Origin of the sequence: Methylobacterium persicinum (assembly GCF_022179525.1) — a bacterium.
Taxonomy (GTDB): domain Bacteria; phylum Pseudomonadota; class Alphaproteobacteria; order Rhizobiales; family Beijerinckiaceae; genus Methylobacterium; species Methylobacterium persicinum.
The window spans coordinates 43,027-64,377 of the sequence record NZ_BPQX01000001.1 but is presented as its reverse complement, the minus strand read 5'-3'; the positions used below and the strand labels follow the sequence as shown (position 1 = coordinate 64,377).

Genomic DNA, 21,351 nt, shown 5'->3' with positions numbered 1-21,351 from the left:
TGCCTACTCCGCCGCTTCCATCACCGGCTCGGCCACGCGGATGCCGAGTTCGGCGAGCAGGGCCGCGTCCGCATCCTCTTCGGCGTTGGCCGTGGTCAGGAGGCGTTCGCCGTAGAAGATCGAGTTCGCCCCGGCGAGGAAGCACAGGGTCTGCGCTTCCCGGCTGAGGCCCCGCCGGCCGGCGCTGAGGCGCACCCGGGACCGGGGCATCACGATGCGGGCGGTGGCGCACATGCGCACCATGTCGAAGGGATCGACCGGCGTCGCCGCGTCGCCCAGCGGCGTGCCGGCGACGGGGGCGAGGGCGTTGATCGGCACGCTCTCGGGATGGGGCGCGTGGTTGGCCAGGACGTGCAGCATCGCGGCCCGGTCGCTCACCTCCTCGCCCAGGCCGATGATGCCGCCGCAGCAGACCCCGATACCCGCCGCGCGCACCCGCTCCAGGGTGGTCAGCCGGTCGTCGTAGGTCCGGGTGGAGACGACCTTGTCGTAATAGTCGGGGCCGGTATCGAGGTTATGGTTGTAGGCCGTGAGCCCTGCCTCGGCCAAGCGCTCGGCCTGGCTCGCCGTCAGCATCCCCAGGGTCACGCAGGCTTCCATGCCGAGGCCGCGCACGCCCCTCACCATGGAGAGCACCGCGTCGAATTCCGGGCCGTCCTTGGGCTGCCGCCACGCCGCGCCCATGCAGAAGCGGGTCGCCCCGGCCGCCTTGGCCGCCGCGGCCTCGTTCAGCACCGTCTCCACCGGCATCAGGCGCTGGCGGGCCAGCCCCGTCTCCTTGTGGTGGGCGGATTGCGAGCAGTAGCCGCAATCCTCCGGGCAGCCGCCGGTCTTGATCGACAGGAGCGACGCCCGCTGGATGTCGGCGGGATCGTTGTAGCGGCGGTGGATCGTCGCCGCCCGGAACACGAGGTCCATCAGCGGTCCGTCATGGATCGCCCGGATCTCGTCCACGGTCCAGTCGTGGCGGATGTCGTCCCTGAGGGTCACGGCAGCTTCGCTCATGGCTTTCCTTGCCGGGCTCGCCGGCAAAAAATCAAGCCCCCGCGGCCGACCGCGCCGTCCAGGCGTCGAAGGCCACGACCTTCTGGCGCTGCTCGCCGAGCTTCTCGATCCGCAGGACCATCTCGTCGCCCTCCTTCAGGTAGTGGGGCGGCTTCATGCCAAAGCCCACGCCGGGGGGCGTGCCGGTGGTGATCACGTCGCCCGGCTCCAGCAGCATGAAGTGCGAGCAGTAGGCCACGATCTGGGGCACGTCGAAGATCATCGTGGCCGTCGAACCGGTCTGCACGCGTGCGCCATTGAGGTCGAGGCTCATCGCGAGGTTCTTGAGGTCGCCGACCTCGTCGAGGGTCACGAGCCAGGGACCCAGCGGCCCGAAGGTCGGGGCGCTCTTGCCCTTGGTCCAGGTGGGGCCGCGGTTCATCTGCCAGTCCCGCTCGGACACGTCGTTGCAGATGCAGGCGCCGGCCACGTAGTCGAGGGCCTCGTTGGCGTGGACGTAGCTCGCCGGTCGTCCGATCACCACGGCCAGCTCCACCTCCCAGTCGGTGCAGGACGAGCCCTTGGGCAGGATCACCGTGTCGTTGGGTCCGCACAGGCTCGAGGGGGCCTTGTTGAACACGATCGGCTCGGCCGGGATCGGCATGCCGGTTTCGGCGGCGTGGTCGGAGAAGTTCAGGCCGATCGCCACCACATTGCGGGTGCCCCCGACGCAGGGGCCGAGCCGCACGTCGGGCGGCAGGAGGGGCAGGCGCTCGGGGTCGAGGAGCTTCAGCCGGGCGAGGGATTCAGGCGAGAGGGACGGCCCGGCGATGTCCTTCACCATCCCGGACAGGTCGCGAAAACGCCCCTGCGCATCCACGAGACCGGGCTTCTCGTCGCCGGGCGCGCCGTGGCGGATCAGCTTCATCGTGCAACCTCTTCCAGACTGGGTCCGGGCCACCATAGCGGCCGGGAGGGGGATGGGGGAGTGCTCCCGGCCGGCGTGCGCATCCCCTCTCCCCGCCTGCGGGGAGAGGGCTGAGCCCCCCTTGCCGGGGGCGAAGCGAGGCGGCAGCCGGGGGTGAGGGGGCTGCCCGAATGAGTCTCCTCCGGGTAGCCCCCTCACCCCCGCTCCGGCTTCGCCTCTCGCTTCCCGCCGACACGACAAGGTGTCGGCGGGCCTCTCCCCGCAGGCGGGGAGAGGGGATTCCGCGTAAGGGGATGCCGTTTCAGGAGCGCACCTTCACATACGTCCCCGGGGCCGGGCCGAGCGAGGGCAGGGCGCCGCCGCCGGGGATGCGGGCCGGTACCCGCTCGGGCGCCTGCGCCTCCATCCAGCGCAGCCAGTAGGGCCACCACGAGCCGGGGGTCTCGGCGGCCGCACCGAGCCAGTCCTCGAACTTCCCCTTCACCGGTCCACCGGTCCAGTAGCCGTATTTGGGCTTGGCCGGAGGGTTCACGACCCCCGCGATGTGGCCGGACCCCGCCAGCACGTAATCCACCGGACCGCCGAAGCGCTTCGATCCCTTGAACACCGAAACCGCCGGGGCGATGTGGTCCTCCCGGGTGGCGAGGTTGAAGACCGGGATCTTCACCTTCTTCAGGTCGAGGCGGACGTTGCCGATGACCATCCTGCCCTTGGCGAGGTTGTTCTCCAGGTAGCAGTTGCGAAGGTAGAAGGAATGGTTCGCCGCCGGCATGCGGGTGGCATCCGAATTCCAGTACAGCAAGTCGAAGGCCGAGGGCGCCTTGCCCTTGATGTAGTTGTTCACGACGTAGGGCCAGATCAGGTCGTTGGGCCGCAGCATGTTGAAGGCGTTGGCCATCCGCGCGCCTTCGAGGTAGCCGCGCTCCCCCATCCGCGCCTCGACCTGCTTGATCTGCTCCTCGTCGGCGAAGACCTTCAGGTCGCCGGCATGGGTGAAATCGACCTGCGTGGTCAGCAGGGTGGCGCTGGTGATCCGCTTGCGGGCGGTGGCCGCCTGAACGGCCAGCGTGACCGCAAGCAGCGTCCCGCCGACGCAGTAGCCCGCCGCCGCCACCTCGGTCTCGCCGGTGGCCGCGCCGACGGCGTCGATCGCCGTCTCGATCCCCTCGTTCATGTAGGACTCGAAGTCCTTCTCGGCGTGCCGCTCATCTGGGTTCACCCAAGAGATGCAGAACACCGTCAGGCCCTGATCGACCATCCACTTGATGAAGCTCTTCTGCGGATTGAGGTCGAGGATGTAGAACTTGTTGATCCACGGGGGCACGATCAGGAGGGGGCGCTTGAACACCGTCTCCGTGGTGGGCGCGTACTGGATCAATTCCATCAGGTCGTTGCGGAAGACGACCTCCCCCGGCGTCACCGCCATGTTGCGGCCGACCTCGAAGCCGGAAGGGTCGGTCTGGCGCACCCGCAGGGCCCCGCCGCCCGCCGCCAGATCCTCCTCGTACATCTTCAGTCCGCGGACGAGGTTGGCCCCGTTCTCCGCCAGTGTGTGGCGGATCAATTCCGGGTTGGTCGCCAGGAAGTTCGACGGCGAGAGCATGCTGGTCACTTGGCGCAGGTAGAACTGGGCCTTGTGCCGGGTGTGCTCGTCGATCCCATCCGCCTCCTCCACGAGGTCTTCGGCCCAGCGGGTGGCGATGAGGTAGCCCTGCTTGATGAAGTCGAAATAAGGATTGGCTGACCAGTCCGGATGGGCGAACCGGTTGTCCCGGGGCTCCGGGGCGGCGACGGGGGGCGCCTCCTGGCCCTGGAGCTTCTGGTAGGTCGAGCCCCACAAGGTCAGGAAGTCCTGGGACAGGCGGGTCTGGGCCTCCAGGGTGCGGTTGGGGTCCGACAGCCATGATTCCGCGACCTTGCCGAGGGTGCGGACCATCTCGCCGACTTCGCTCGGGGGGCCGACCGGCGCCTCGGGCTGCAGGTAGCGGGCCGCACTGCGGCCCAGCGCCTCGACGAGCTGGCCGGCATTGCGCGACATCGCCTCGAAATCGGGCAGGGCGGCGCTGGCATCCCCCGGCCCCGCCGGCTTGGTGATGACGGAATCCGGCGCGGCCTTGTCCGCCGCCTGCCTCTGCTGCGGGCTCGTCACGGGCATGCCTCCCTCGATCATTGCGACCCGCCTTTGCCGACGAGCCTCGTTTCCGACACATTAAGGAGCGAGCCGAACGTTTCGCCACCCCGGTGCGGGTTTCTCCCGCGACAACCCAACCATGTTCTCATCGCGCGACCCTATCGTGCGCGGGAGGATCCCCTATGACGGTCGTTGTGCGCCGCTGCCTCATCCTCGCGCTTCTCGTCTCGCCCCTTTTGTCGCCCTTGGCCGCCTGTTCCGGCGACACGGTGCGAACCCTGGCCGCCGATGCGGGCTATGGCCCTAAGAAGGTGGATGCCCCCGACTTCGTGACAAGTTCCCGGCCAAAGGAGACGCCGGACTACATGGCGGTCGGCGTCGATGCGCCGCGCCGGGCGATTCGCCCGAAGAACACCGAGGGTCAGAAGGCCCTGGAATCCGAGCTGGAGAGCGCCCGGGGCCGCAACGTCGCTCGGGGTCATGCGGCCGAGAGCGCCGCCAAGGGCGTCGCCAAGGGCATCGCCCCGCCGTCGGACCCGGCCGCAAAGCCAAGTGCCAAACCCGCCACGCCGCCGCCGCAGTGATCCGGATTTTTAAGTATCGGCGGGCGCGGCGGCCTCTGCTATAGGCAGCGGTTCGCGCCCAACAGGGACACTGACGAAGCGGGCGCGCCCATGGAAACGCCGATGACCGACTTCCACCGCATCAAGCGCCTCCCGCCCTACGTGTTCGAGCAGGTGAACCGGATCAAGGCGGCCGCCCGAGCTAACGGCGCCGACATCATCGACCTCGGCATGGGCAACCCGGACCTCGATGCGCCCCGGCACGTCATCGCGAAGCTGTGCGAGACCGCGGGCCGCCCGCGGACCGACCGCTATTCCGCCTCCAAGGGCATCGCCGGTCTGCGCCGGGCCCAGGCCGGCTATTACGAGCGCCGCTTCGGCGTGAAGCTCAACCCCGACACGCAGGTCGTGGCGACGCTGGGTTCCAAAGAGGGCTTCGCCAACATGGCCCAGGCGATCACCGCCCCGGGTGACGTGGTGCTGGTGCCGAACCCGAGCTACCCGATCCACGCCTTCGGCTTCCTGATGGCCGGCGGGGTGATCCGCTCCGTGCCAGCCGAGCCGACGCCGGCCATGTTCCCCGCCCTGGAGCGGGCGGTGCAGCACTCGATCCCCAAGCCGGTGGCGCTGGTGGTCTGCTACCCGTCGAACCCGACCGCCTATGTCGCCGGGCTCGACTTCTACAGGGACCTCGTGGCCTTCGCGAAGAAGCACGAGCTGATCCTGCTCTCCGACCTCGCCTACGCGGAGGTCTATTTCGACGGGGAGCCGCCGCCCTCGGTGCTGCAGGTGCCCGGCGCCATGGATTGCACGGTGGAGTTCACCTCCCTGTCGAAGACCTACTCCATGGCCGGTTGGCGCATGGGCTTCGCCGTGGGCAACGAGCGGTTGCTGGCCGCCCTGACGCGGGTGAAGTCGTACCTCGATTACGGGGCCTTCACGCCGATCCAGGTGGCGGCCACCGCCGCCCTCAACGGGCCGGACGATTGCATCCACGAGATGCGATCCATCTACAAGAAGCGCCGGGAGGCTTTGGTCGATTCCTTCGGCAAGGCCGGCTGGAAGATCCCGGCTCCGGCCGCCTCGATGTTCGCCTGGGTGCCGATCCCCGAGCGCTACCGGCCGATGGGCAGCCTCGAATTCTCGAAGCTGCTTCTGGAGAAGTCCGACGTGGCGGTGGCCCCCGGCATCGGTTTCGGCGAACATGGAGACGATTACGTCCGCATCGCCATGGTCGAGAACGAGCAGCGCATCCGGCAGGCCGCGCGCAACCTGCGCCGTTTCTTCGATGCGGCGGACAAGTCCCTGCACAACGTCGTGCCGATGGCCCAGGCGGTCTGACAGGCGCACCCGGTGGCGGGCGGGCCCGCCACCGATTGTTGCCGCCGGGCGACAGGCCTCGCCAAAGGCTCGGCTGTGCAGCCCGCGGTGCTTGTCAGGCGGGCCCGGCCTGCGCAGGGTTCCGGCGGGGGTGTCCCGTCCCGCGTCCCGAGAGCCGCATGCGCCGTCTGACCACCATCGCCGCCCTGCTGCTCGCCGCCGCCGCCTCGGCTTGCGCGCCCAATCCCATCATCGCCCGGGATCCCGTGCCGGCCCCGGGCCCGACGGACGCCTATGCCTGCGCGTCAAGGCCGCTGCCGCTGAACGCCTTCACCACCGGCTGCCGGCCGATCCCGGCGGCGCCGCAGGTCGTCCTCCAGTCCCGGGGCTGAGATTCCCCGGTGATCCCGGGCGGGCCGCGTTTTTCCGGGTGACCGGATCGTGCTACGGTCCCGCCCTGTGCCAGTGACGGAGCCTTCCGTGAGCCCCTCGACCCTGCGCCGATCCCTGATCGCCGTCCTCGCGACAGTCGCCCTGTCCGAGGCTGCGATCGCCCAGGAAGTCCCGGTCCCCGTCCGGCCCGAAGGCTTCCTCTTCGTGGCGCCGGATGCGCTGTCGGTTCTCGAGGGGACGATCGTCGGCCCGGTGGCGCCGGCGTCCCGCCCAGATCTCGCCCGGCCGGCGGTGCCGGTCGCCTCGGTGATGAACGGTGGCGGCTTCGGCTATACCGGCTTCGACTATTACCACGACCAGTATTCCGAGGGGCGCCTCGGCGAGCGCAAGCGCCCGAAGGAATACGTCATCGCCCCGGCCTGGGTGGAGCGGTCGCGGAACTGACGGGCGGCCCTCTCTACGCTTGAAGCATTGTCCGCCGAGGCGGCTTCCGGTTCGGCGCATGAAAGCGCGCCGGAACGAGAGAGTCGCGCGTTTCCTCGAATCGTTTGATCGCGACACCTCGCCATGACGACGGAGAGGTAGCGATCAAGAATTCCAGTCAAACGCGCTGAATGGAAAAGAAGGGAACTGGCCCCTCAATCCTTCTGCGGATCGTGCCCCCAGTTCATCAGGGACAGGCGCCAGGCCGAATCCGGGTCCTTGCGTGCGTCGCCGCCCTGCTTGAGATGCCGGTGGACGTAGCCGACGACCTTCTTCATCGCGGCGTAGTCGTCGTCGGTCAGGTCGGACTTCTTCTTGTCCTTGATCTCCAGGATGCGCCGGCCCATCGCGTGTCCGGTGGATTCGCCGCCCCCCTTCTTCTGGCCGACCTCCTTGCTCTCCTCGCTGTCGAGGTGCTTGCGGAGGGCTGCCGGGGTCATGTTGACCGCGTCCTTGAACTCGTCCCAGATCGTCGCGTGATCGTCCGCCATATGGCCCTGCCTGCCTGCTGGAGTGTGAAATCCAGCGGGCAACGTCCGACCCGCCCGGCGGTCCCCGCGATGCGCCGCCGCAGGGTCGGGCCGCGGGGTTAGGCTACCAAGTCAGACTGCCAAGACACGCTGCCAAGTCACGCTGCCTTGCGGCGCTCTGGATAGAGGCCGAGCAACCCCTCGGCACTGGCCTCGCAGACACCTCGTTCGGTGATGATCCCCGTCACCAGCCGGGCCGGCGTCACGTCGAAGGCCGGGTTGGCGACCGGGCTGCCGGGAGAGACCACCTGCACCGTGGCGAAGCCGCCATCCTCGGTGCGGCCGGTGAGGTGGGTCACCTCCCGGGCGTCGCGCTCCTCGATGGGGATCTCGGCGACGCCGTCGCGCAAAGTCCAGTCGATCGTCGAGAAGGGCAGGGCGGCGTAGAAGGGCACGCCGGTATCCCGGGCCGCCAGGGCCTTCAGGTAGGTGCCGATCTTGTTGCAGACGTCGCCCTCGGCCGTGGTGCGGTCCGAGCCGACGATGCAGAGGTCGACCTTGCCGTGCTGCATCAGGTGGCCGCCGGCATTGTCGGCGATGACCGTGTGCGGCACCCCGTGGCCGTGGAGTTCGAAGGCGGTGAGCGCCGCACCTTGGTTGCGCGGGCGGGTTTCGTCCACCAGCACATGCACCGGCACGCCGTTCTCGTGGGCATCGTAGACGGGGGCCAGGGCCGTGCCCCAATCGACGGTGGCGAGCCAGCCGGCGTTGCAATGGGTCAGCACGGTGATCGGGTGGCCCTTCGCCCGGTGCAGGTCGGCGATGAGCCGTCCGCCATGGGCGCCGATGGCCCGGCAACTCGCCACGTCCTCCTCGGCGATCCGCCCGGCTTCGGCGAAGGCGCGGGCGAATCGCTCGTGGGGCTCGCTCAGCCGGAGGTTGGCCGACACCCGGTCGAGCGCCCAGCGCAGGTTGATGGCGGTGGGCCGCGTGGCGGCGAGAGTGGTGCAGGCCCGGTCGATCCCCTCCAGGGAGGGATCCTCGCGCATGGCCAGTGCCAGCCCATAGGCGGCGGTGACGCCGATCAGCGGCGCCCCGCGGACGATCATGGTGCGGATCGCCACGGCGGCGTCGTCGAGGGTGGCAAGCCGTCGTAACTCGAAGGCGAAGGGCAGCCGCGTCTGGTCGATGACCTGGACGCTCACCCCGTCGGCATCGGGGAAAATGGTACGGTAGGGTCGGCCGTCGATCTTCATGGGTCGGGATGTGCCACAACGGCGGCGGGTTTGCACGCGGAGGCGGAGCCGGCGCCCGGATGCGGCATCCCCGCAAGCCTTCCTCAACCTTAGCCGCTCGTTAAGCCCTCTCTGCCAGCGTTCACGGCGAGTCCTTCGTTTCGCGTCCGGTCCCGCATGCGCTCGCTTCGCCGTCCCGCGTCGCCCTACGAGACCTTCGTCGATGGTGTCCGCCCGTTCCTGGGCAAGCGCCTGACGGAGCTCGGTGGGCTCGTGCTGTTCACGGGTGCCGTCGCCATGACGGTGGCCCTCGCGACGTGGTCGATCGACGACCCGAGCCTCAACCACGCCACCGAACAGGCGGCCCATAACGTCCTCGGCCAGCCGGGGGCGGTGGTCTCCGACCTCGCCATGCAGCTTCTCGGGCTCGGCTCCCTCGCCTTCGTTCTGCCGCCGGCCCTCTGGGGCGTGCGGCTGATGCGCGAGCGCACCCTGCCCGATGGCGGGGCGCGGCTCGTCCTCTGGATCATCGGCTTCTGCGCGGCGAGCGCGGTGGCGAGCGCCCTGCCGCCCACCGCCCGCTGGCCCCTGCCCACGGGCCTCGGCGGCGTCGCCGGCGACGGGATGCTGAACATCGCCCGCCGCATCCTCGGCACCGTCTTCTCCGGCCTCATGCCGCTGGCGGGCTTCGGCTTCGCGGCGGCGGCGATCATCAGCCTCACGGCCGCCTGCCGGTTCGCCCCGGTCGAGGAGGAGGTCCCGGACGAGCCCTACCCGGTCCGCCGGGCGCCCGAGCGGAGCCGGGAGCGCCACGAGGACGATTCCGACGAGCCCGGCCTCGGTCTCGTGGGAATCGGTGCCCTGGCCCAGGGTCTGATGCGGGCCCGTGCGTCCGTGGCCGGGCGGGTCGAGACCTGGCGCGGCGGCCGGGGCGAGGATCTCGACGGCGCCTCCCCGACGCTCGCCGCCCGCCGGGCCTTCTCCGATGCCGACCTGCCCTGGGCGGATCAACTCCCGGAGGCCGAGCGTGCTGCGCCCCGGCGGCGCGAGCCCGTCTTCGATGCCGGCTCCCGCCCCGAGCCGGAGCACCCGGCACCGGCGTTCCACGACGAGGACGCCTACGAGGAGCCGGAACAGGACATGGCTCCGGCGCCCGCCCGGCCGGTGGCCGCGCCCGCGCCGGTGGCGGTGCCCTCGCGGGTGGCCGCGCCCCCGGCGGCGCCGGCACCCGCCCGGCGTCCTGCCCCGCCCCGGCAGCCGCAGGATTACGAACTGCCCGCCCTCGACCTCCTCGCCGAGCCGAAGGGGCCGTCGCAGGCGAGCCTCGTCTCCGCGGATGCCCTGGAGCAGAACGCGACCCTGCTGGAAGCCACCCTGGGTGACTTCGGGGTGCGCGGCGACATCCTGGCCGTGCGTCCGGGCCCTGTCGTGACCCTCTACGAACTGGAGCCGGCGCCCGGCACCAAGTCGAGCCGGGTCATCGCGCTGGCGGACGACATCGCCCGGTCGATGTCCGCCGTCTCGGCCCGCGTCGCGGTCGTCCCCGGCCGCAACGCCATCGGCATCGAGCTGCCCAATACCCGCCGGGAAATGGTGTTCCTGCGCGAACTCCTCGCCTCCGAGGATTTCGTGGAGACAAAGCACAAGCTCGCCCTGTGCCTGGGCAAGAATATCGGCGGCGAGCCGATCATCGCCGACCTCGCCCGGATGCCCCACCTCTTGGTGGCCGGCACCACCGGCTCGGGCAAGTCGGTGGCCATCAACACGATGATCCTGTCGCTGCTCTACCGGATGAAGCCGGAAGAGTGCCGGCTGATCATGGTCGATCCCAAGATGCTGGAACTGTCGGTCTACGACGGCATCCCGCACCTGCTCTCCCCCGTCGTCACCGACCCGAAGAAGGCGGTGATCGCCCTCAAGTGGGCGGTGCGCGAGATGGAGGAGCGCTACAAGAAGATGGCCAAGATCGCCGTCCGCAACATCGACGGCTACAACGCCCGCGTCGCGGAGGCGGCCGCCCGTGGCGAGGTTCTGACCCGCACCGTCCAGACCGGGTTCGACCGGCAGACGGGGGAGGCGGTCTACGAGGACGAGGAGATGGACCTCGCCCCCCTGCCCTACATCGTGATCGTGGTCGACGAGATGGCCGACCTGATGATGGTGGCGGGCAAGGACATCGAAGGGGCGATTCAGCGCCTCGCGCAGATGGCCCGTGCGGCGGGCATCCACCTGATCATGGCGACGCAGCGTCCGTCGGTGGACGTGATCACCGGCACGATCAAGGCGAACTTCCCGACCCGGATCAGCTTCCAGGTGACGAGCAAGATCGACTCGCGGACGATTCTCGGCGAGATGGGCGCGGAGCAGTTGCTCGGCCAGGGCGACATGCTGTTCATGGCCGGCGGGGGTCGCACGACCCGCGTCCACGGGCCGTTCTGCTCGGATGCGGAGGTGGAGAGCGTCGTGGCGCACCTGAAGCGCCAGGGCCGCCCGAGCTACCTCGACGCCGTCACCGCCGACGACGAGGAGCCCGCTTCCGAGAAGGGCGGCAAGGGCAAGGGGGGCGCGTCGGCCGACCTGGAGATCGACGGCGCCGTGTTCGATGCGGGGGCCTTCGGCGAGGCCGGCGGCGATCTCTACGACCAAGCGGTGCAGGTCGTGCTGCGGGACGGCAAGGCCTCCACCAGCTACATCCAGCGCCGGCTGCAGATTGGCTACAACCGCGCCGCCTCCATCATGGAGCGCATGGAGACGGAAGGCCTCGTGGGCCCGGCCAACCATGCGGGCAAGCGCGAGATCCTGGTGGAGGGGGCATCGGCCTGAGGGCGCGGGCCCTCCCGGTTTGCACCGTCCTGGCCCCTCCCGCTCCGTCCTTGCGAGCGCAGCGAAGCAACCCAGAGCAGCGGGCCCTCTCAGGACGCGGCGCATCCCTGGATTGCTTCGCTCCGCTCGCAAAGACGGTGGTGGGGGTGGCCGCAGGCCGTTTGCCGGCTGGCCTCCTTCCCCTATGTGAGCACGACCACCGGAGCCGGATTCCATGCGGCGGCTGCTCAAGTTCCTGCACACGATGGGCTCCATCGGCCTGATGGGCGCCATGGCTGCCATGCTGGTGCTGTTTTCCGTGGCGCCGCCGCCGTCGTCCCTTGCCGGCTACGCTCTCATCCGCGGGGCCATGGGCGCGGTGGCGACCTGGATCTTCCTGCCCTCCCTCGCCCTGGTGCTCGTCGCCGGCCTCCTGGCCATGGCCCTCCACCCCGTCTACCGGGTCGCGGGCTGGGCGTGGCTGAAACTCGCCACGGGCGTGCTGATGTTCGAGGGCGGGTTCGTCTACATCCAGGGCCCGATGCAACGGGAGGCCGCCATGAGCGCCGCCGCGCTGGCCGGAAAGCTCGATCCGGCGGCCCTCGCGGTCACCCTTGGGCCGGAGCGCAACACCCTCTGGGTGCTGCTGGCCGTGGCGACGGCCAACGTGGCCCTGGGGATCTGGCGCCCCCGGGTGCTGCGCCTGCCCGCGACCTGAGGCGTCAGCGCCCGAGGACGGCGGTGAGACGCCGCACGGCCTCCTGCGCGAGCTCGGGGCTGATCGCGTAGCAGATCCGCACGAAGCCCTCGCCTTCCGGGCCGAAGGCGGTGCCCGGCGCGACCCCGACCTTCGCCTCCTCGAGGAGCCGGAAGGCGAGGGGAAGGCTCGCCTCGTCCTCCACCAGCCGGGCCATCAGGTAGAAGGCCCCGTCCGGCGGGGCGACGGCCGCGCCGGGCAACCGCGACAGGCCCTCGATGAGGATCGTCCTGGCCACGCCGCAACGCTCCACCATGGTGCGGATGAATCCGTCCCCCTCGTCGAGGGCGGTGACGGCGGCGTGCTGCACGAAGGTCGGGATCGACGTGGTGTTGTACTGGCCGAGCTTGGCGAAGGTCCCGTCGAGGCCCTTCGGATAGATCAGCCAGCCGGCCCGCCAGCCGGTCATGGCCCAGTTCTTCGAGAAGGTGTTGGCGACGATCAGCCGGTCGTGCTCCGTGCAGATCTGCAGGAAGGACGGGGCGATGGCTCCCCCATAGGTGAAATGCGCGTAGACCTCGTCGGCGAGGATCCACAGGCCCCGCGCCCGGGCGAGGTCGCGCAGGGCCACCATCTCGTCCGGGGGCATGATCCAGCCCGTGGGGTTGGAGGGCGAGTTCACCATGATCACCCGCGTCCGCGGGGTGAGGGCCGCCTCGATGTCGGCCAGCGGCAGGGAAAACCGACCCTGCGCATCCACCCGGTAGGGCACGCTCACGGGCACCCCGCCCGTCACCCGCACCGCCTCGGCGAGGTTCGGCCAGGCGGGGGAGGGGATGACGATCTCGTCGCCCGGCTCCAGGAGGGCCTGCGCCGCTTGCATGATCGCGTTCATGCCCCCCGCCGTGACCGTGAAGCGGTCGGGCGGGATCTCCACACCCCAATGGCGCGCGTGGTAGGCCCCCAGCGCCTCCCGCAGGCGCGGCAGGCCGAGGGACGTGGCGTAGCGGGTGTGCCCCGCCTGCATGGCCCGGTGGGCGGCCTCGATGATGAAGGGCGGCGTCGGAAGGTCGCCCTCGCCGATCCACAGCTTCACCACCCCCGGATCGTCCCGGCCGCGGTCGGCGACGAGGCCGATCTGGCTCGCGCGGATGCCGCGCATCCGCGGGGACAGGAGGGTGGAGACGTCGAGAGCCCCGGGCGAGCAGGCCGGTCGATCCATCAGCGAGGGGCTCCCGTTCGTCACGGGCGAACCTTCCCCGCGCACGGGCAGGGCGTGCCGGGTTTTGTCCCGGACCGCAACCGGGCCGTCATCCGCCGGCCCGGTCAGGGGAGCTTTCCTACCAGCAGGCCCGGGGGAGCCTGGCCTTCCAGCGCTGGCCGGCGGGGAGCGCGGCCCGGCCCGTGCGGTCGGCCCGCAGTGGCATGCGAAGGGAGGGCGCCGCGGCGATCTCGGTCTTGCGCTCGATGGGGGCGGGCGGTCGGGGCGGGGCTGCGGCCGGGGGCTCCGGGGGAGCGGCAGGACGGGACGCGGCGGGACGGGACGCGACGACCTTGGCCTTCACCCGGCGGACCCGGGGCAACGGTTCCTCCCGGGCGGGGGCCTCGGTTTCCGGCTCTGTGGACGGCTCGGGCGGTGTCATGATGTTGGGGAGGATCCGCCGGGCTGCTGCTGCCGGCTCCGGCGGTGCCGTGACGGCGGCCCAGGGGTCGAAGAGGGGGCGGGCGGCCTTGGCGGCTGCCAGGGGCTGAGACTGCGGCGAGGGCGGAACCCGCTTCGGGATCGCGATGGAGCCGCTTTCGCGGTTGCTTCCACGGGATTCGACGCTGAACGGACGCCGCACGCGAGGGTGGCGCATGGACAGAATGGTCTCGATGATTGGAGGTTGAGATCCGCGCCTTTGCAGCGCGGGACGCCGCTTAACCGGAATGGTGTCAGGACAAAGCTTGCAAAAAAACTTTGATGAAATCAAGCCATGAGCCTGAGTCGAGATCCAATTAACTCAATTATCAACGTTCAAATGGGTCGCTGAGGATATTCAGGCGCCGCCTGCTTCAAGTTCGGGCAGGGCGCATGCATTGCCGGTGGCGCCGCCGCGCCCATTCCGCTCGCCATCGCCGCATGACCAGTGATGCACCGCGGCGTTTCGCCCGGCCTCTGTCTTCCAACGGCACAAGTGGCGACTTCTACTGCAATGGATGCAGTGGCTGTCTATGGTGCGGTGTGGGTGATGGTGCATCGACTGCCGGCCGGCCCCCGGCGCGGTGGCGTCGCGCATCCCCGCCGCGTCCGACCGTGACTGACACGGCGACACGAGCTCGGATTGTCTGGAACGATCACTGGGGCAAGCCGCACTCGGCCTCGCCACCGTCATGCACCGACTGTTGCTCGAAGAACAGTTGGTGCGGCCAAGAGGACTCGAACCTCCACCCCTCGCGGGACTAGCACCTCAAGCTAGCGCGTCTACCAATTCCGCCATGGCCGCATCGGACAGGACCGAAATCCGTCCGGAACACCGTCGTCGCGCGCCCCGGAGGGCGCCGTTTCGTCCGGCGCGGCAGGCGATAACAGATCGGTCCCGCCCCGACAAGCGAATGTTGTCCCGCCCCGTCAGCTCGTCAGCGCGGTCTCGTCGAGGAATGGCGCCGCCCCGTCGCCGATGGTCACGGTCGGGTCGACGATCGCGACTTCCTTCCGGATCAGCTCCGTCACCTCCACGGAGATCTTGTCGCCGGTCACGACGATCTGGCCGCGGGCCACGGGATGGTCGTTGGCCAGGATCTCGACCATGTCGGATTCCGAGGCATCCAGGGCGATGACCGCCCCGCGTCCCATGCGCAGCAGCATGTGCAGCGGCATTCGCGCCCGGCCGAGCACGACGGTAAGATCGACCTTGAGGGTCTCGAACACGCCCACGCCCAAACTGACCTTGCCACCGTTAACCGGAATGATCATGAGATCCTTCCTGAATGAAGGTGAAGTCTTGGTAAACGCCGCCCGTCTTGCGGTCGCTCCGGCCGCATTTCTTCCCTCGCCGGGCTCGCCCCCCGTCGCATGGCGGGTGAGCGAGGCACGTGTCGGCTACGACGAGGCGGTGGCCTGGATGGAGGCGCGGGCGGCCGCCATCGCGGCGGGGCGCGAGGCGGAATGCGTCTGGCTCCTCGAGCACCCGCCGCTCTACACGGCGGGCACCTCGGCCCGGCCGGAGGACCTCGTCGGCCCCGGGCGCTTTCCGGTCCATCCCAGCGGGCGGGGCGGGCAATACACGTATCATGGCCCCGGCCAGCGGGTCGCCTACGTGATGCTCGATCTCACCCGCCGCCGTCCGGATCTGCGCGCCTACGTGGCGAGCCTGGAAGCGTGGCTGATCGCGACCCTGGAGGCGTTCAACGTCCGCGCCGAACGGCGGGAGGACCGGGTGGGCGTCTGGGTGCGGCGCCCGGAGAAGGGCGAGGGCGTCGAGGACAAGATCGCGGCCATCGGCATCCGGGTGCGCCGCTGGGTGAGCTTCCACGGGGTCAGCCTCAACGTCGAGCCCGACCTCGGCCATTTTGCCGGCATCGTGCCCTGCGGCGTGCGCGAGCATGGGGTCACGAGCCTCATGGACCTCGGCCTGCCCGTGAGCATGGCGGAGGTCGACATGCAGCTGCGCGCGGCCTTCGAGGCGGTGTTCGGGGAGACGATGGCGGAGGCGTGACGGGGCGGCGCTCAGCGCACCAGCTCGATCCTCACCTCCGTCTCGGCCGGCGGGCGGGCCCCGGCCCTGTCGGCGGTGAGGGCCGGCACCCCGCACAGGCGCGCCGTGGCAAGGCAGACTCGATCTCCCAGGGAGAGGCCGGCGGGGCGCGTCAACGGGCGCAGACGGGCGCTGTCTTCAGCAAGGGCGGCCTCGAAGGGCAGGATCGTGAGTTGAAGGCCTTCGACGATCGCCGCAATCGTGGTGTCCGGCATGCCGAGGTCGCGGAGCTTCGCCAGCACTTCGGCAAGGTTGACGGCCGAGATCGCTGCGCCCGGAAGATGCGCCGCCACGGGGTCGGAGCCGGCCTCGTCGAAGTTCGCAGCCAGTACTGCCGAGGCGTCGAGCACGGGGCCGGGCACCGTGGCGTCCTCAGTCCTCGCCACTGTCGGCACGGCGCTCGGCGATGAACTCATCCACGACCGAGCCGGAGCCCCGGCGGAACGGGGCGGCCAGCTCGCGGACGCGCCGCAGGGAATCCGCGGCCGTCGTCAGATGGATCCCGTCTTCGTCCTGCATCAGGATGATCCGGCCGGCGCCGCTCAGGCCCAGGACGCGACGGATGTCGGCCGGGAGGTTCATCCTCCCGTCCTCCGCCACCTGGATCGTCCGGCGTTGCGGCATCGTGGCCCTCGCAATGCGGATTGCTCAATCGCTCGAGTATAATGGCAGTCAAACCGCCTTCTGTCACGGCGGCGATCACTCCGCTCAGAAATCCGCGTGCAATCGCGAGGCGAAGAAGTGCGCCGGGCCGCGGTCGCGGTTGTATCCGGGGTTGTCGATGAACTGGTAATCGAAGGTCAGGGTCACGAACTTCGTGAGGTTCATGGCGTAATAGGTCTCGAGCGCCCGCTCGGTGCCGTAGCGGAGCTGGCCGTCGCCGATCAGCAGGCCGTAATAGCCGTTGGCGAAGGCGGCCCGGTGGGAGGGCGAGAGGCCGTTCATCGCGGCGCCGAGGCCGATCGTGTCGTCCGGACGGTCCCAGGCTTTGCCCTTCAGGGAGAGGCCGCCGGAAAAGCTCTGGTCGATGTCGGTGAAAGAGATGTTCTCGTTGCGCCCGTCCCCGAGGCTCGCCCGGGCGAACAGGCCGAGTTCCGGCGTGAGGGCCTGCTCCAGGTTGATGTAGCCGCCGCTCTTGCGCCGGGGGCGTCGGGTCGCCGCCGCGGCGTCGTTGATGTCATCGAACACTCCGAGCTGGGTGAGGGTGACGATGTCGCGGTAGTTGGCCGAGTTGCCCTCGTTCGAGAACAGGCCGATGCGCACCTTGCCCGGCTGGTCGAGGATCGGCAGCACATGGCGCTCCTCGAACTCGATGTTGAGCCCGGCCCGCTCGAACACCCGCGGGTCCAGGACGTCGCTGGAGGGCTGCTTGGGCACCTGGGTGTAGGCGGCGCGCACGGCGAATTCGGGCCGGTTGTACTCGGCGTAGACGCCCTGCGTGAAACCGGGGAGGTTGGCCGGGAAATCCCAGGCCGACGAGCCCCAGAGGGACCAGTTGAAGAAGTCGACCCGCGGGTCGTGAGCGTAGACGTTGCCGTCGAAGAAGTCCCCGAGGGCGAACTTGCCGGCGATGAGGGTGATGCGCTCGGAATCGTAGCGGGTCGCCACCTGGTTCGGCCCGTCCGGCACCTCGACGGTCTCGCCGCCGAGCCCGATCGTCTGCTTGATGTAGTAGCGGTTGGAGCGGAGCTTCGGGAACGGGGCGCCGGCCTTCTGCGCCTCGCCGTTGACGAAGCCCGCGACGCCCAGCGTCCGCGACAGGCCGAAGCCCTGGCTGAATTCCGGGTTGTAATAGAGCTCTGTGCCCTCGGCGAGCTTGAAGCCGAGGAAGATCGTCGCCGTCGTGGTCTGGCGGGCCTGATGGGGGATCAGGCTCTGGTCGCCGATATAGGGGGAGCGGAAGCCTGGCACCCCTTGCGCGATCAGGGTGGTCTGTCCGTGCAGGGAGTAGCGGCCGGTGTCGCCGTTGTCGGGGTCGTGGGGGGCGGTCTCGTCCGGATCCGGCGGCACGGTCAGTCCGCCCGGAAACCACATCAGCCGCAGGAACATCTGGTTGGAGGTGAAGCTCGCCCGGCTCGTCACCGGGCCGAGGCCGGGCACGCTGCCGAGGGAGAAGCGACCGCTCCCGCCGAGGTCGACGTAACGGTAGTCGAGGCCGAGCGCGAGGTTCTCGGTGATGGCGTATTGCACGCCCGCGCCGAGGGTGAAGCCGAGATAGCCGAGGTCGGCCTTCGCCGTGACGAGGCCCCCCGTGCCGAGGTCGGGGTAGTTGGCGAGCACCCGGGCGTTGGCCCCCGCGAGGCCGAAGGTGGCGTAGACGAGGTAGCGGTCGAAGCTGTAGCCCAGCCGGGCCCGAAGGGTGCCGTAGACGTCGGTCTTGGCACGAATGATGTCGAAGGCCGGGTCCACCGCCTGATAGCCGAAGCCGGCGATGGTGGAGGGAACCGGCCGCTTCAGGTTGGCCGCGTCGAGGGCGGCCTCGATGCCGTAGAGCCAGGGCCCGCTCTGCCAGTTCCAGCCGGCATAGGCGCCGCCGACCGCCGTGGTCGCGTCGCGGCCCCGGTCGCTGCGGCCTGTCGAATCGCCGCTCTTGAAGGCCGGGACCGGGCGTCCCCCCACCGTGGAGGGGCCGAACTCATACGCGCCGTAGGAACCGCTCGCGCTGCCCTCCAGGCCGAGATACGGCCCCGACCAGTCGGTGTAGGACGCAGCCGGGGCGGGCGCTGCCGCAGCAAGGTCGGCGGCTGAGGCGGCCCGGGGGCTTACCTGGCCGACGAGGGCGGCCCCCAGCATGAGGCGAACCATCAGGCCGTGGCTACCCGCCAGGGATGTGGTCGCGCCCTGCATGCCCGCCCTTCGATTCAAAAGATATAGCATTTGCTATAATCGACGTTCCTAGCGTCACCGTTGGATGACCGCAAGGGCGAAGGCGCCGGCAGGGTCCCTCATTCCCCGCTGGCAGCATCGTCCCATTCGTACGACGGTGCGGTGACGCTTGCCCATCATCCCCAGGCAAGGCCACGCTTCTAGTGACGGCATGCCACAGGGATGGGATAACGGCTATTCACGTGTCGGCAAGCACACAATTCTTGAGCAATTCTAATCCATCGTTGTCGATAACTTCCGGGGCCCGCCTTCTTTAGAACTGTTATGATTTTTTTGTACGCGATAGGGTCTTTGAACTTCGCGCGGGTCGGCTTATGTGGCGAGGCCATGTCAGCCATCGCCTCCCTCCGACTCGCCCTTGCCGCTCCCGCGCTGCTGTTCGCCGTCGCGGCGGCGTCGGCCAAGGAAGTGCCGATCGGCCCGCACATGACCAAGAACGGCCTGGAGGTCGCCGCCGTCTATCTCCAGCCCATCGAGATGGATCCGCCGGACATGATGCGTCCGGCTGCCCAGTCGGACATCCACCTTGAGACCGATATCCGCGCTGCCAAGGACAACCGCAACGGCTTCGCCGAGGGAGACTTCGTGCCAGCCCTGGCGGTGCGCTTCACGGTGGTGAAGCTCGATGGCGACAAGCCGACGGACCAGAAGGCCGAGGGGGCGCTGATGCCGATGGTGGCCAACGACGGGCCGCATTACGGCGACAACGTCAAGCTCTTCGGCCCCGGCCGCTACCGGCTCACCGTCTTCGTCGCTCCCCCCGGCAAGGGCAGCCATTTCGGCCGCCACGTCGACAAGGAGACCGGCGTCGGACCCTGGTTCGAGCCCTTCGACATGACCCAGGACTTCACCTTCGCCGGCACCGGCAAGAAGGGATCCTACTGAGGAACCGCACGCCGTGACCGCGCCCCGCCGCCTCGCCCTTGCCGCCCTCCTCCTGCTCTCGACGGGGGCGGCCGCTCGCGCCGACGACATGCCGGTGATCAAGGTGGAGATGCGGGACGGGGTGATCCTGCCCGCGACCATCGAGGTGCCGGCCAACACCCGCTTCAAGCTCGAAATTTCCAACACCGGCCAGTCGCCGGTGGAGTTCGAGAGCCTGGAACTGAAGCGCGAGAAGGCCCTCGCCGCGGGCTCCACGTCGGCCATCGTGTTCCGCACCCTGGATGCCGGCAGCTACGACATCTTCGACGACTTCCACCCGGAGGCGAAGGCGAAGCTGGTCGCCAAGTGAGACATTAAGTGAGCACTCGGGCAGGCGGATCAGTGGGTGCCGATCTGGCGCTGGCCGGCAGGGCGATGGCCCGGCCCCGCGCCCGTGCGCTCGACATCCGCGTCGCCCGCTTCGGCGATTGGCTGCGCGCCCATGCCGGCGCGATCCGTGCGGTGCAATGGATCGTGGTGGCGGTCTACGCGGTGCTGGTGGCGGTGCCCGCCTTCCTGCCCCTGCCGGACAATTCCCAGCACATCTGGACCAACCTGACGCTGGCCGCCCAGTTCGCCTTCTGGGGCATCTGGTGGCCCTTCGTGCTGGTGAGCATGGTGCTGGTGGGCCGCGTCTGGTGCGGGGTGTTCTGCCCGGAGGGCGCGCTCACCGAAGTCGCGAGCCGCTGGAGCCGGGGCTATGCGGTGCCCCGCTGGATCACCTGGAGCGGCTGGCCGTTCATCGCCTTCGCCGGCACCACCGTCTACGGGCAGATGACCAGCGTCTACGGCTATCCCAAGCCGGTGCTGGCCGTGCTTGGCGGCTCGACCCTGGCGGCGATCGTCGTCGGCCTGCTCTACGGGCGCAACAAGCGGGTGTGGTGCCGTTATCTTTGCCCGGTCAACGGGGTGTTCGCGGTGCTCTCGAAGCTGGCGCCCCTCAGCTTCCAGGTGGATCGGGCCGCCTGGGCGGCCTCGCCGAAGCCGGCCCGGGGCGGGGCGAGCTTCAACTGCGCGCCCCTCGTCCCCGTGAAGACGATGCGCGGCGCCGGGGCCTGCCACATGTGCGGGCGCTGCTCCGGCCACCGGGGCGCCGTGCGCCTCGCCCTGCGCTCGCCCAACAGCGAGATCGTCCACGTGGCCGGCGACCAGCCCTCGTGGGAGCAGACCGTCCTCATCCTGTTCGGGATGCTCGGGCTGGCGGTCGGCGCGTTCCAGTGGTCGTCGAGCCCCTGGTTCCTCGACATGAAGCAGGCGGCGGCCACGTGGCTGATCGAGCGCGGCACCACTTGGCCCCTGGACCATTCGGCCCCGTGGTTCGTCCTCACTAACTATCCCGACAAGAACGACGTGATGACGCTCCTCGATGGGGCGATCCTGCTGTTCTACATGGGTGCGGCCACCATCGGGCTCGGCCTCGTCCTGTCGGCCCTCGTGGCGGCGGCGGCCCGGTTGCTCGGGCCGGGCTCGCTCCGGCGCTTCCACCATCTCACGCAGACGCTGATCCCGATCGCCGGGTGCGGCGTCTTCCTCGGCCTGTCGGCGCTCACGGTCACCTTCCTGCGGGGGGACGGGATCGTCGTGCCCTACGTGGCGGAGATCCGGGCCGCGCTCCTCGCCGGGGCGGCCCTGTGGAGCGTGTGGCTGGCGTGGCGGGTGGCCGGGCTCTCCGCGGGGGGGCTGCGCCGGGCGGCCGCCTGTGCCTGCATCGCCTGCGCGGCGGCCGTCTCGGTCGCCAACTGGGTGTTGCTGTTCTGGATCTGGTAGCGCGGGTCCCGCGCACATACGGGAAATCGCA

General features: G+C 69.6%; 21 protein-coding genes and 1 tRNA gene. 10 read left to right on the top strand and 12 right to left on the bottom strand.

Going from position 1 to position 21,351, the window contains the following annotated elements; all coding sequences use genetic code 11:
* Positions 1–3: 3 nt before the first annotated feature.
* From bioB to MFF22_RS00260, 3 genes are all read right to left on the bottom strand, one after another.
* Complete coding sequence (gene bioB, locus MFF22_RS00270) at positions 4–1,005, bottom strand: biotin synthase BioB (protein WP_238247019.1); 1,002 nt, start codon at positions 1,003–1,005, stop codon at positions 4–6.
* A gap of 31 nt (positions 1,006–1,036) precedes the next feature.
* On the bottom strand, positions 1,037–1,912 hold the full coding sequence (locus MFF22_RS00265) for a fumarylacetoacetate hydrolase family protein (RefSeq protein ID WP_238247017.1): 876 nt from the start codon (positions 1,910–1,912) through the stop codon (positions 1,037–1,039).
* Positions 1,913–2,213: 301 nt separating this feature from the next.
* Entirely contained in the window at positions 2,214–3,950 is a 1,737-nt protein-coding gene (locus MFF22_RS00260) for a PHA/PHB synthase family protein (RefSeq protein ID WP_238247044.1), read from the bottom strand.
* 275 nt (positions 3,951–4,225) lie between these two features.
* Here MFF22_RS00260 and MFF22_RS00255 point away from each other — a divergent pair, with 275 nt between their 5' ends.
* The 4 genes from MFF22_RS00255 (at position 4,226) to MFF22_RS00240 (ending at position 6,763) form a co-directional block, all read left to right on the top strand.
* A complete protein-coding gene (locus tag MFF22_RS00255; RefSeq protein WP_238247015.1) occupies positions 4,226–4,627 on the top strand; it encodes a hypothetical protein in 402 nt (133 codons plus the stop codon).
* A 102-nt stretch (positions 4,628–4,729) separates the two neighbouring features.
* Entirely contained in the window at positions 4,730–5,947 is a 1,218-nt protein-coding gene (locus tag MFF22_RS00250; protein ID WP_238247014.1) for an LL-diaminopimelate aminotransferase, read from the top strand.
* A gap of 158 nt (positions 5,948–6,105) precedes the next feature.
* Positions 6,106–6,318 carry a hypothetical protein gene (locus MFF22_RS00245; protein WP_238247011.1) on the top strand — a complete coding sequence of 71 codons (213 nt, stop codon included), beginning with the start codon at positions 6,106–6,108 and terminating at the stop codon, positions 6,316–6,318.
* A gap of 88 nt (positions 6,319–6,406) precedes the next feature.
* Positions 6,407–6,763 carry a hypothetical protein gene (locus MFF22_RS00240; RefSeq protein ID WP_238247009.1) on the top strand — a complete coding sequence of 119 codons (357 nt, stop codon included), beginning with the start codon at positions 6,407–6,409 and terminating at the stop codon, positions 6,761–6,763.
* A gap of 194 nt (positions 6,764–6,957) precedes the next feature.
* Here MFF22_RS00240 and MFF22_RS00235 read toward each other — a convergent pair whose 3' ends face one another.
* Complete coding sequence (locus MFF22_RS00235) at positions 6,958–7,293, bottom strand: DUF3140 domain-containing protein (RefSeq protein WP_238247007.1); 336 nt, start codon at positions 7,291–7,293, stop codon at positions 6,958–6,960.
* A 137-nt stretch (positions 7,294–7,430) separates the two neighbouring features.
* Positions 7,431–8,528 carry an S-methyl-5-thioribose-1-phosphate isomerase gene (gene mtnA, locus MFF22_RS00230; protein ID WP_238247005.1) on the bottom strand — a complete coding sequence of 366 codons (1,098 nt, stop codon included), beginning with the start codon at positions 8,526–8,528 and terminating at the stop codon, positions 7,431–7,433.
* Positions 8,529–8,684: 156 nt separating this feature from the next.
* On the opposite strand from mtnA, the gene MFF22_RS00225 reads away from it, so the two are divergent.
* Complete coding sequence (locus MFF22_RS00225; protein WP_238247003.1) at positions 8,685–11,330, top strand: DNA translocase FtsK; 2,646 nt, start codon at positions 8,685–8,687, stop codon at positions 11,328–11,330.
* Between the two features lie 214 nt (positions 11,331–11,544).
* Entirely contained in the window at positions 11,545–12,027 is a 483-nt protein-coding gene (locus MFF22_RS00220) for a hypothetical protein (RefSeq protein ID WP_238247001.1), read from the top strand.
* A gap of 4 nt (positions 12,028–12,031) precedes the next feature.
* On the opposite strand, the gene MFF22_RS00215 is transcribed toward MFF22_RS00220, so the two are convergent.
* The 4 genes from MFF22_RS00215 to MFF22_RS00200 all read right to left on the bottom strand — a co-directional run bounded on the left by MFF22_RS00215 (position 12,032) and on the right by MFF22_RS00200 (position 14,923).
* Positions 12,032–13,228 (bottom strand): pyridoxal phosphate-dependent aminotransferase, encoded by a 1,197-nt coding sequence (locus MFF22_RS00215; RefSeq protein ID WP_238246999.1) that lies wholly within the window; start codon positions 13,226–13,228, stop codon positions 12,032–12,034.
* Between the two features lie 118 nt (positions 13,229–13,346).
* Positions 13,347–13,865 carry a hypothetical protein gene (locus MFF22_RS00210; RefSeq protein WP_238246997.1) on the bottom strand — a complete coding sequence of 173 codons (519 nt, stop codon included), beginning with the start codon at positions 13,863–13,865 and terminating at the stop codon, positions 13,347–13,349.
* 542 nt (positions 13,866–14,407) lie between these two features.
* Positions 14,408–14,492: transfer RNA gene (locus tag MFF22_RS00205), tRNA-Leu, on the bottom strand.
* Between the two features lie 125 nt (positions 14,493–14,617).
* On the bottom strand, positions 14,618–14,923 hold the full coding sequence (locus tag MFF22_RS00200) for a FliM/FliN family flagellar motor switch protein (RefSeq protein WP_238247042.1): 306 nt from the start codon (positions 14,921–14,923) through the stop codon (positions 14,618–14,620).
* A gap of 67 nt (positions 14,924–14,990) precedes the next feature.
* Between MFF22_RS00200 and lipB the strand changes: the two genes are divergently transcribed.
* Positions 14,991–15,704, top strand: coding sequence for a lipoyl(octanoyl) transferase LipB (lipB, locus tag MFF22_RS00195; RefSeq protein ID WP_238247040.1), 714 nt, complete (start codon positions 14,991–14,993; stop codon positions 15,702–15,704).
* A gap of 11 nt (positions 15,705–15,715) precedes the next feature.
* Here lipB and MFF22_RS00190 read toward each other — a convergent pair whose 3' ends face one another.
* The 3 genes from MFF22_RS00190 to MFF22_RS00180 all read right to left on the bottom strand — a co-directional run bounded on the left by MFF22_RS00190 (position 15,716) and on the right by MFF22_RS00180 (position 18,548).
* Positions 15,716–16,105, bottom strand: coding sequence for a type II toxin-antitoxin system VapC family toxin (locus tag MFF22_RS00190; protein ID WP_238246995.1), 390 nt, complete (start codon positions 16,103–16,105; stop codon positions 15,716–15,718).
* Between the two features lie 10 nt (positions 16,106–16,115).
* On the bottom strand, positions 16,116–16,367 hold the full coding sequence (locus tag MFF22_RS00185; protein ID WP_238246993.1) for an AbrB/MazE/SpoVT family DNA-binding domain-containing protein: 252 nt from the start codon (positions 16,365–16,367) through the stop codon (positions 16,116–16,118).
* Between the two features lie 84 nt (positions 16,368–16,451).
* Positions 16,452–18,548 (bottom strand): carbohydrate porin, encoded by a 2,097-nt coding sequence (locus tag MFF22_RS00180; protein WP_238247038.1) that lies wholly within the window; start codon positions 18,546–18,548, stop codon positions 16,452–16,454.
* 408 nt (positions 18,549–18,956) lie between these two features.
* Here MFF22_RS00180 and MFF22_RS00175 point away from each other — a divergent pair, with 408 nt between their 5' ends.
* The 3 genes from MFF22_RS00175 (at position 18,957) to MFF22_RS00165 (ending at position 21,320) form a co-directional block, all read left to right on the top strand.
* Positions 18,957–19,514 (top strand): iron transporter, encoded by a 558-nt coding sequence (locus MFF22_RS00175; protein ID WP_238246991.1) that lies wholly within the window; start codon positions 18,957–18,959, stop codon positions 19,512–19,514.
* Between the two features lie 13 nt (positions 19,515–19,527).
* Positions 19,528–19,863, top strand: a complete 336-nt coding sequence (locus MFF22_RS00170; RefSeq protein ID WP_238246989.1) for a cupredoxin domain-containing protein — start codon at positions 19,528–19,530, stop codon at positions 19,861–19,863.
* 65 nt (positions 19,864–19,928) lie between these two features.
* Positions 19,929–21,320, top strand: coding sequence for a 4Fe-4S binding protein (locus tag MFF22_RS00165; protein WP_238247035.1), 1,392 nt, complete (start codon positions 19,929–19,931; stop codon positions 21,318–21,320).
* The last annotated feature ends 31 nt before the right edge of the window (positions 21,321–21,351 follow it).

What these genes read in the sequence shown, in the direction of transcription:
- MFF22_RS00210 (WP_238246997.1), bottom strand. Translation starts at nt 13,865, where the DNA reads ATGCGCCACCCTCGCGTGCGGCGTCCGTTCAGCGTCGAATCCCGTGGA.
- MFF22_RS00260 (WP_238247044.1), bottom strand. Translation starts at nt 3,950, where the DNA reads ATGTCGCGCAATGCCGGCCAGCTCGTCGAGGCGCTGGGCCGCAGTGCG.
- MFF22_RS00165 (WP_238247035.1), top strand. Translation starts at nt 19,929, where the DNA reads ATGGCCCGGCCCCGCGCCCGTGCGCTCGACATCCGCGTCGCCCGCTTC.
- MFF22_RS00180 (WP_238247038.1), bottom strand. Translation starts at nt 18,548, where the DNA reads ATGGTTCGCCTCATGCTGGGGGCCGCCCTCGTCGGCCAGGTAAGCCCC.
- bioB (WP_238247019.1), bottom strand. Translation starts at nt 1,005, where the DNA reads ATGAGCGAAGCTGCCGTGACCCTCAGGGACGACATCCGCCACGACTGG.
- MFF22_RS00235 (WP_238247007.1), bottom strand. Translation starts at nt 7,293, where the DNA reads ATGGCGGACGATCACGCGACGATCTGGGACGAGTTCAAGGACGCGGTC.
- MFF22_RS00250 (WP_238247014.1), top strand. Translation starts at nt 4,730, where the DNA reads ATGACCGACTTCCACCGCATCAAGCGCCTCCCGCCCTACGTGTTCGAG.
- MFF22_RS00265 (WP_238247017.1), bottom strand. Translation starts at nt 1,912, where the DNA reads ATGAAGCTGATCCGCCACGGCGCGCCCGGCGACGAGAAGCCCGGTCTC.
- MFF22_RS00255 (WP_238247015.1), top strand. Translation starts at nt 4,226, where the DNA reads ATGACGGTCGTTGTGCGCCGCTGCCTCATCCTCGCGCTTCTCGTCTCG.
- MFF22_RS00220 (WP_238247001.1), top strand. Translation starts at nt 11,545, where the DNA reads ATGCGGCGGCTGCTCAAGTTCCTGCACACGATGGGCTCCATCGGCCTG.
- MFF22_RS00175 (WP_238246991.1), top strand. Translation starts at nt 18,957, where the DNA reads ATGTCAGCCATCGCCTCCCTCCGACTCGCCCTTGCCGCTCCCGCGCTG.
- MFF22_RS00215 (WP_238246999.1), bottom strand. Translation starts at nt 13,228, where the DNA reads ATGGATCGACCGGCCTGCTCGCCCGGGGCTCTCGACGTCTCCACCCTC.
- mtnA (WP_238247005.1), bottom strand. Translation starts at nt 8,528, where the DNA reads ATGAAGATCGACGGCCGACCCTACCGTACCATTTTCCCCGATGCCGAC.
- MFF22_RS00245 (WP_238247011.1), top strand. Translation starts at nt 6,106, where the DNA reads ATGCGCCGTCTGACCACCATCGCCGCCCTGCTGCTCGCCGCCGCCGCC.
- MFF22_RS00225 (WP_238247003.1), top strand. Translation starts at nt 8,685, where the DNA reads ATGCGCTCGCTTCGCCGTCCCGCGTCGCCCTACGAGACCTTCGTCGAT.
- MFF22_RS00185 (WP_238246993.1), bottom strand. Translation starts at nt 16,367, where the DNA reads ATGCCGCAACGCCGGACGATCCAGGTGGCGGAGGACGGGAGGATGAAC.